Below are 6,756 nucleotides of genomic sequence, written 5' to 3'. Positions count from 1 at the left end.
ACATGATGAAAAAAGGACAAACCTCCCAAGGGGAGAAGTCTGTCCAAAATCAAGTGAACCTCATTCATCAACTATTCGGTATTCCAGCATAAAATAGATTCTACTAGGAAACGTTTCGCCTCTGTATATCCTCCCCAAGTATTTGCACCAGAACCCCTTCGCTGGTACTCCCCCATATATGAGGAGACTTTATGATGAAATCAATTTGATGGAAAATCTTTTGTTCTACTTATATAGTTTAAAAGTCTTAATTTACTTTTGGGTAGCCAACCTTCTTCGTTGTTAGTCTTTCTCTTACACCATAACCAGCCGTTTAATTCTTTGATTCCTGAAACGATTTCTTTTTTTTCAACATTGAGTTCTTTAGCTATATAATCTTCTAATACAAAGGTATATTCGTCCTCTTTATTTATAATTTGTTCTGGAACCCATCCCTCATTTTCTTTTGTATGACAATATACCCAGTTATCCCAGTTTTCAGGACCTTTGTATCTGTTCCCTACTTTTATAAGCTCTCCCTTTTTTAATGAAATGGGATTCAGATAATTGCTTTTATGTTTTTGAATTACCTTATAATCCATATAATTTTCCCCTTTAGCTTAGTATTTTATCATAGTTGAAAGGTTGTATATCTTATTCATGTGAGGTTTACATAACATCTCATTATCAGAAATCATTCTTTTATATGACAATACTTACAATAAATTCCAGTTGCACATTTCGCAAGTGCTACGTCAAAAGCTCCATACGGCATAACATAGGCTTTTGGGAGTTTAACAAATGCAATCAATTCTTCTTCGTTTGTAATCTGTTTTCCGCATCCTGAGCATTTTAATTCACTTTTCCCAAACATTGTATACCCCCCCAACTTTTACCTTTTATTTTCATTTTATCATAATCTAAAAGTCAAAGGAGTCTTGTATATTGTATTTATGTGAAGTTTACATAACATCTTATTATCGGAAGTCAATATATCTCAAACACTATAAAAATCCCTTCAGAATACAAAATCTGAAGGGATTTCTTGTTCACATAATCAGTGTTATCGGCAGTTGAACCTTTCAAGAGTCAGCACTATTAATAGGTTTCTCACAACCTTTTATGCAATATAAACATAATAAAAAAGTTTTTATTTTTAATATATTCTTTACTTTGATATGGATATTTATTACAATTTGTATGAAATTACATTATTTTACTAATATACAAAATTTACGAAATTAGTATGTGATGGTCTAATAATGAGGTAATAGATGGACCTTGAGTCTCCAACACATTGCAAGTATTCACACCATTATTCGTACTACACTTATTACAAAACCTTGGAGGTAACTTATGTACACAGAACTTATTCAAGACAAACTAGATTCCTTAAAGGAAAGCGGTCAGTACCGTGAATTTGTTACAATTAATCGAATTAACGGACAATACCCACTAGCAATGCTAAATGGGAAAGAAGATACCAAACCTGTTGTTGTATGGTGCAGCAATGACTACCTTGGAATGTCCCAACACACAGTAGTAACAGAAGCTATGCACGAAGCTATTCGTATGTTTGGTGCCGGATCGGGGGGCTCTCGGAATATTGGGGGAACACACTATCATTATGCTGCATTAGAATCATCTTTGGCAGAATGGCATGAAAAAGAGGCTGCATTAGTATTCCCAACTGGCTATGGATCAAACGATGCTACCTTACAATGTTTATTTCGACTGTTCCCAGATTGCATTGTTTTTTCTGATGAGCTTAACCATGCCTCTATTATCAATGGTATACGGAGTACAAAAGTAGAGCGCCAGATCTTTAAGCATAACGACGTAGAACATTTAGAATCACTATTAGCAGCTCAGCCGATTGACCGACCAAAGATCATTGTGTTTGAATCTGTTTACTCCATGGATGGAGATATTTCACCGATTGAAAAAATTGCTGATCTTGCCCATACATATAACGCATTAACATTCCTTGATGAAGTACATGCAATTGGTATGTACGGACCAAGAGGAGCCGGAATTGCTGCTGAACGAGGTGTGGCTCATCAAATTGATTTCATACAAGGTACTATGGCAAAGTCCATCGGTATTATAGGTGGATATATCGCCGCATCTACTCCTCTTATTGATGCTATTCGATCTTTTGCATCTGGTTTTATATTCACTACATCATTGCCGCCGGCAATCGTTGCTGCCTGCCATGCAAGCGTTGAACACCTAAAAGTCTCGGACAAGGAAAGAAATGCATTACATCATAAAACTAAGGTGCTAAGAGAAGCTTTTGCTGAAGCCAGTATTCCTGTCATGAATTGCAGCGAAACGCATATTCTTCCTGTATTAGTTGGGGAGGCAAAAAAATGTAAAGCTGCAGCGAAACGACTGCTTGAAGAACATGGGGTTTACTTACAGCCTATTAATTCTCCAACTGTACCGGTAGGTACAGAGCGTTTTCGAATTAACGTTACTCCTAATCATACCGAGGAACAAATTATCCAATTGACAAGTGCGCTAGTAGAAGTGTTCCATTATTTTGACATTCCGTTTGCTCATGCAAAAGAACTCGTTTACGTATGACCACTTTTATGTACATATTCTGCCTCATCGTATGGGGTCTGAATTTTATTGCTGTTAAGATACAAGGAACTCCTGTCAATTTGGAAGTATCACTTAGCTACCGTCTTGTAGGGGCTGCCTTCATGTTTATTATTCTTGCTTGGATTGTACGACCAAAAGGGCGTCCTTGCAAGAAGGATATAATGCCTCTTTTTACATTTGGCATATGTAATTTTGCATTAAGTTATCTGTTCCTGTACTATGCTACGATTTGGAGTTCAGCTGCATTAGTAACTCTCATATTCTCACTCAAAACCGTTTTGACACCTATTGCTTTACGTACCTTTTTAGGTGACCGCCTCCATCCTCGTATCTTAATTGGTGGCCTAATTGGGATTATGGGAGTTGGTGTACTTGTCTACCCACTTCTGACAGAAAGCATTCAGGTAGATAACCTGAAAGGAATTGGTATGGCGCTATTAGGTACAATTCTAACAGCAATAGGAGATGCTAGCTCAGCCAAAAATGCAAGAAGCGGTATTAACCCTATTTACTCTAATAGTATCGGATTTGTAGTAGCTTCACTCCTTCTTCTCACTATATGCATAATGCAAGGACAAAGTTTCACTCTGCCTACATCACCATCCTACCTAGGAGCACTTACATACCTTACTATTGTAGCATCATTCCTTGCTTGGATGTTTTACCTAAAGCTGGTTGAAACAGTGGGAGCAGCAGTGAGTGGATATATGGTTGCTCTCTTCCCAGCTATAGGAGGAATTGCCTCCGTTATCATTGGTGATACACAACCAACAGCATACCTACTATTCGGTTGTTTACTGAGTTGCTGTGGGGCTGCTATTGCTTTAGGACTCAAGTTAACAGCAAAAAGGAAAAAAACATTAGAGATTTGATTAAATGTGCTATAAAAGACCTAGCATAGTATTCTAAAGTATTGAGTCGCTAGAAATTCGAAAAGTTCCTTCAGATCCTCTGAAGGAACTTTTCATTCACATAATTTTCATTTTTTATCATGATCATCCCACCATTTTTTCCTCTTAACTCCACCTTATCAAATGAAATTCCCCATAACACTACCATCAGGCTGAGAGGTGGCCTTACATTTTGTAAAATTGAATTAGGATCCATTCATGTTATGATGAATACGTTATTCATGTGAGGTTTACATAACATGTCATTATCGGAAGTCAATGAATCTCAGATGCTATAAAAATCCCTTCAGATCTTGTATTCTGAAGGGATTTCTTGTTCACATAATCAGTGTTATCAGAAGTAAAAAAACGATCTAGCTAAAGTAATACATATCGAAATCTAATTTCCCGTTCTCGGAAATGACAAATAGGTGCAACAAGAGTTTTTGGAACTTACCATTCATACAATCCACTCTTTCTTATTCATTCAAATAGCATGAAGGAATATAGTTAAACGAAAACTAAGCGGGCTGCATAAGTTCTGCACATTTTTGTTGTACTATACTTATGACAAATCGTAGAGGAGGAGAGTTTTTGATAACGAAACGTATTACGTTATTACTTATTAGCCTTGTTACTGCTTTTTCCTTGGTGGCATGTTCTACTGCTACTAAGGAGAACGACCAGTCCAGTATGGATAATATGAAACAAGGGAATATGAGCAACATGAATCATTCAAGCTCTGGCGAAATTCCGAAAAGACTAAAAGAAGAAAAAAATCCAACTTATAAAGTAGGCAGTGAGGTTATTGTAAAAGCAGACCACATGGAAGGTATGAATGGTGCGAAAGCAACGGTTGTGGGAGCTTACGATACGACAGCTTATGCAGTCTCCTATACTCCGACGACTGGGGGAGCTAAAGTAACCAATCATAAATGGGTCATTCAAGAGGAAATTAAAAATGCAGATAATGAAACCTTGAAACCTGGCACTGAAGTTACTTTAGAAGCAGACCACATGAAAGGTATGATGAGTACAAAGGGAACAATTGATTTAGCAGAAAAGACTACAGTTTATATGATTGATTACACTCCAACTACTGGTGGAGAAAAAGTAACCAATCATAAATGGGTAACAGAAAGTGAGCTTTCAACGAAATAAATAATTTATATTTCAAAACCGATTTCTAATTTGAAATCGGTTTTTGATTTCCTTAAGGGGTATCAATGCAGAGATGTCTACTTATCAAAATGAATTCCCTCTAAATTACTTCATGACACATGTATATGGTATTCACGTTAAGTTTACATAACATCTCATTATCGGAAGTCAATGTATCTAGAAGCCTACAAAACCCCCTTCAGCAAGCTATCTGAAGAGGTTTCGTGTTTACATAATGTGTGTTATCGGTAGTCGATGTATTTAGAAATCTATGAAGTCTTTTCAATTTCGTTGCTGCTCTAACACTCAATAAGAGACAGAAGCAAAAGAACTAACAGTGAAACCAAAAGAAACCGTACATTATTATAACTTTACTTTATGCTTCTTCTTTTTCAATTTTAAGACAAGCAGAAGTAGCGGTGGTTGTATACCAAATAAAAAAAACGCAACATTGCCCATCGTATCCCCGAGTTTAAATAGGTCATTAGTATTTTTCGGAATCATAGAAATGATATAAATAACCGGAAGCAAAACAAACATAAAAGAATGAATGTTTTTTTTAAAGAGTTGGGCCATCCCCAAAGAAGCAGCATAATGACTAACGTTAAAGCAAGTAAACATTTGCATAATCCATATTACAAGCAATAAAGACTCAAACCGTTCAAATAGCAAACCAGGCATTTCAAAACTTCGCATGAGATCAATCGTCGGCCATGTTCTGGTTACCACGCCATCGACGGATAATGCACCGATGACCATTACGACAGTTATCATGTAAAAGATCAGTGGGATGAAAATTCCAACTAAAACAGCTTTTACTGCTTGGTTTGGCTGTTTCATAAACGCCATTATAATAAACATGCTTTCAAAACCTATATATGAGAGAGCCGTTGTTTTGATTCCTTTTAGTACGGGTATGATCCCCAACCCTAGTACCGGGCGCAGATTATCCACCTCAAATATTTTGAAGCCCATAAAAGCAACCACTAAAAAAATGCCGACCGTAATGGGGAGAATAATTTCAAACAGACGGGCAATCGGATTTATGCCGCCCATGATTAAATAGAGACCCGTCCACATAAATGGCATCACGATGGCCCAAGATGGGGTACCTTCCAACAAAAAGAAACTTGTTACTTCTACTAATGCACGGGTATGAAATCCACCCATCATTACAAAATAACATATAAGGAGTAGACTTAGTAACTTGCCCACCCATTTCCCTACAATTTCTTGGCTGTATTGATAAAAGGTTTTTCCTGGAAACTGTTGGCCTAATTTGACCATAATAACCCCTGCCACCATCGCAATCAGCCCGCCTAAAATTACAGTTAACCAGATATCTGGTGTTTTCACTTTCTCTGTAGCTGCTCGTGGCAAGGTCAGAATTCCCGTTCCAAGTATATAATTGATAACAATAACAGCTACTTGAATTGTTGTAATACGGTCTTTGGAGCTGGTAATCATCGCAGGTCACTTCCTTATTCACAATTCAGAATTACTACTTTCATAAGGCTCATTACTTCTCACTTTTCCACGCATCTTCTTATAAACGGTACAATTTTACATTTCCAAAAAAGAACAAAATTTATACATATTCTATACATGTGAGGTTTATATAACATGTGTTATCAGAAGTTATAGCAAATACTCCTCGATCATCTCAACCTAAAAAATAGGGAAATGTATAAAAAGCGTTGTTTTACAAAAAATGTAGATTGAGAAGTTTTCCTATTTTTGTTTTGAGTACATATGAAGGGGAAATTGAAATTAAATGAAGAGTGAGAAACAGCAACGATTATACAAAATTACGAATGTAATATGGCGTATTTTTTCCGTGCTATATTTTGTTCAAGGAATCCTACTCTTAGCATATTTACATTGGGATACATACTGGTATGGCTTAAAACATATATTATTTGGATTGTTTTTTTGGAATCAAGATAAAGTGTGGTCTTTAGTTGAGCAAGAGGGGTATCAAAAAAAATGATGAACAATTCAATAGTTATAAAAATAAATACGAGGCATAACATGATATAGATTCATAACCTGAATACCCCCAGGTACAAAAAAGACACTGGATACGTATTAGTGTCTTCTTTGTATACCATATACA

At 36.4% G+C, this 6,756-nt stretch carries 6 protein-coding genes and 1 pseudogene; 4 read left to right on the top strand and 3 right to left on the bottom strand.

The window, feature by feature from the left end; translation table 11 throughout:
- Positions 1–92: pseudogene (locus tag H540_RS35405) on the top strand (IS6 family transposase); the annotation flags it as partial.
- Between the two features lie 108 nt (positions 93–200).
- On the opposite strand, the gene H540_RS30515 reads toward H540_RS35405, so the two are convergent.
- Together H540_RS30515 and H540_RS0121010 are read right to left on the bottom strand one after the other, a co-directional pair.
- Positions 201–581 (bottom strand): SH3 domain-containing protein, encoded by a 381-nt coding sequence (locus tag H540_RS30515; RefSeq protein ID WP_051317226.1) that lies wholly within the window; start codon positions 579–581, stop codon positions 201–203.
- 92 nt (positions 582–673) lie between these two features.
- Entirely contained in the window at positions 674–853 is a 180-nt protein-coding gene (locus H540_RS0121010; protein ID WP_028402259.1) for a hypothetical protein, read from the bottom strand.
- Between the two features lie 482 nt (positions 854–1,335).
- On the opposite strand from H540_RS0121010, the gene hemA reads away from it, so the two are divergent.
- The 3 genes from hemA (at position 1,336) to H540_RS0120995 (ending at position 4,640) form a co-directional block, all read left to right on the top strand.
- The gene (hemA, locus tag H540_RS0121005; protein ID WP_028402258.1) at positions 1,336–2,568 is read left to right on the top strand and encodes a 5-aminolevulinate synthase; all 1,233 of its coding nucleotides are present in this window, start codon (positions 1,336–1,338) and stop codon (positions 2,566–2,568) included.
- Positions 2,565–3,461 carry a DMT family transporter gene (locus tag H540_RS0121000; protein ID WP_028402257.1) on the top strand — a complete coding sequence of 299 codons (897 nt, stop codon included), beginning with the start codon at positions 2,565–2,567 and terminating at the stop codon, positions 3,459–3,461. Before hemA ends, H540_RS0121000 begins: the two co-directional genes overlap by 4 nt.
- Before the next feature lie 585 nt (positions 3,462–4,046).
- Positions 4,047–4,640 (top strand): YdhK family protein, encoded by a 594-nt coding sequence (locus H540_RS0120995; protein WP_051317225.1) that lies wholly within the window; start codon positions 4,047–4,049, stop codon positions 4,638–4,640.
- A gap of 363 nt (positions 4,641–5,003) precedes the next feature.
- On the opposite strand, the gene H540_RS0120990 is transcribed toward H540_RS0120995, so the two are convergent.
- Positions 5,004–6,107, bottom strand: a complete 1,104-nt coding sequence (locus H540_RS0120990) for a spore germination protein (RefSeq protein ID WP_028402255.1) — start codon at positions 6,105–6,107, stop codon at positions 5,004–5,006.
- Between the last annotated feature and the right edge of the window lie 649 nt (positions 6,108–6,756).

Origin of the sequence: Ectobacillus panaciterrae DSM 19096, assembly GCF_000430785.1 — a bacterium.
GTDB classification, from domain to species: Bacteria; Bacillota; Bacilli; order Bacillales; family Bacillaceae_G; genus Ectobacillus; species Ectobacillus panaciterrae.
The sequence above is the reverse complement of the archived record's forward strand: the minus strand, read 5'-3'. Positions and strand labels throughout refer to the sequence as shown.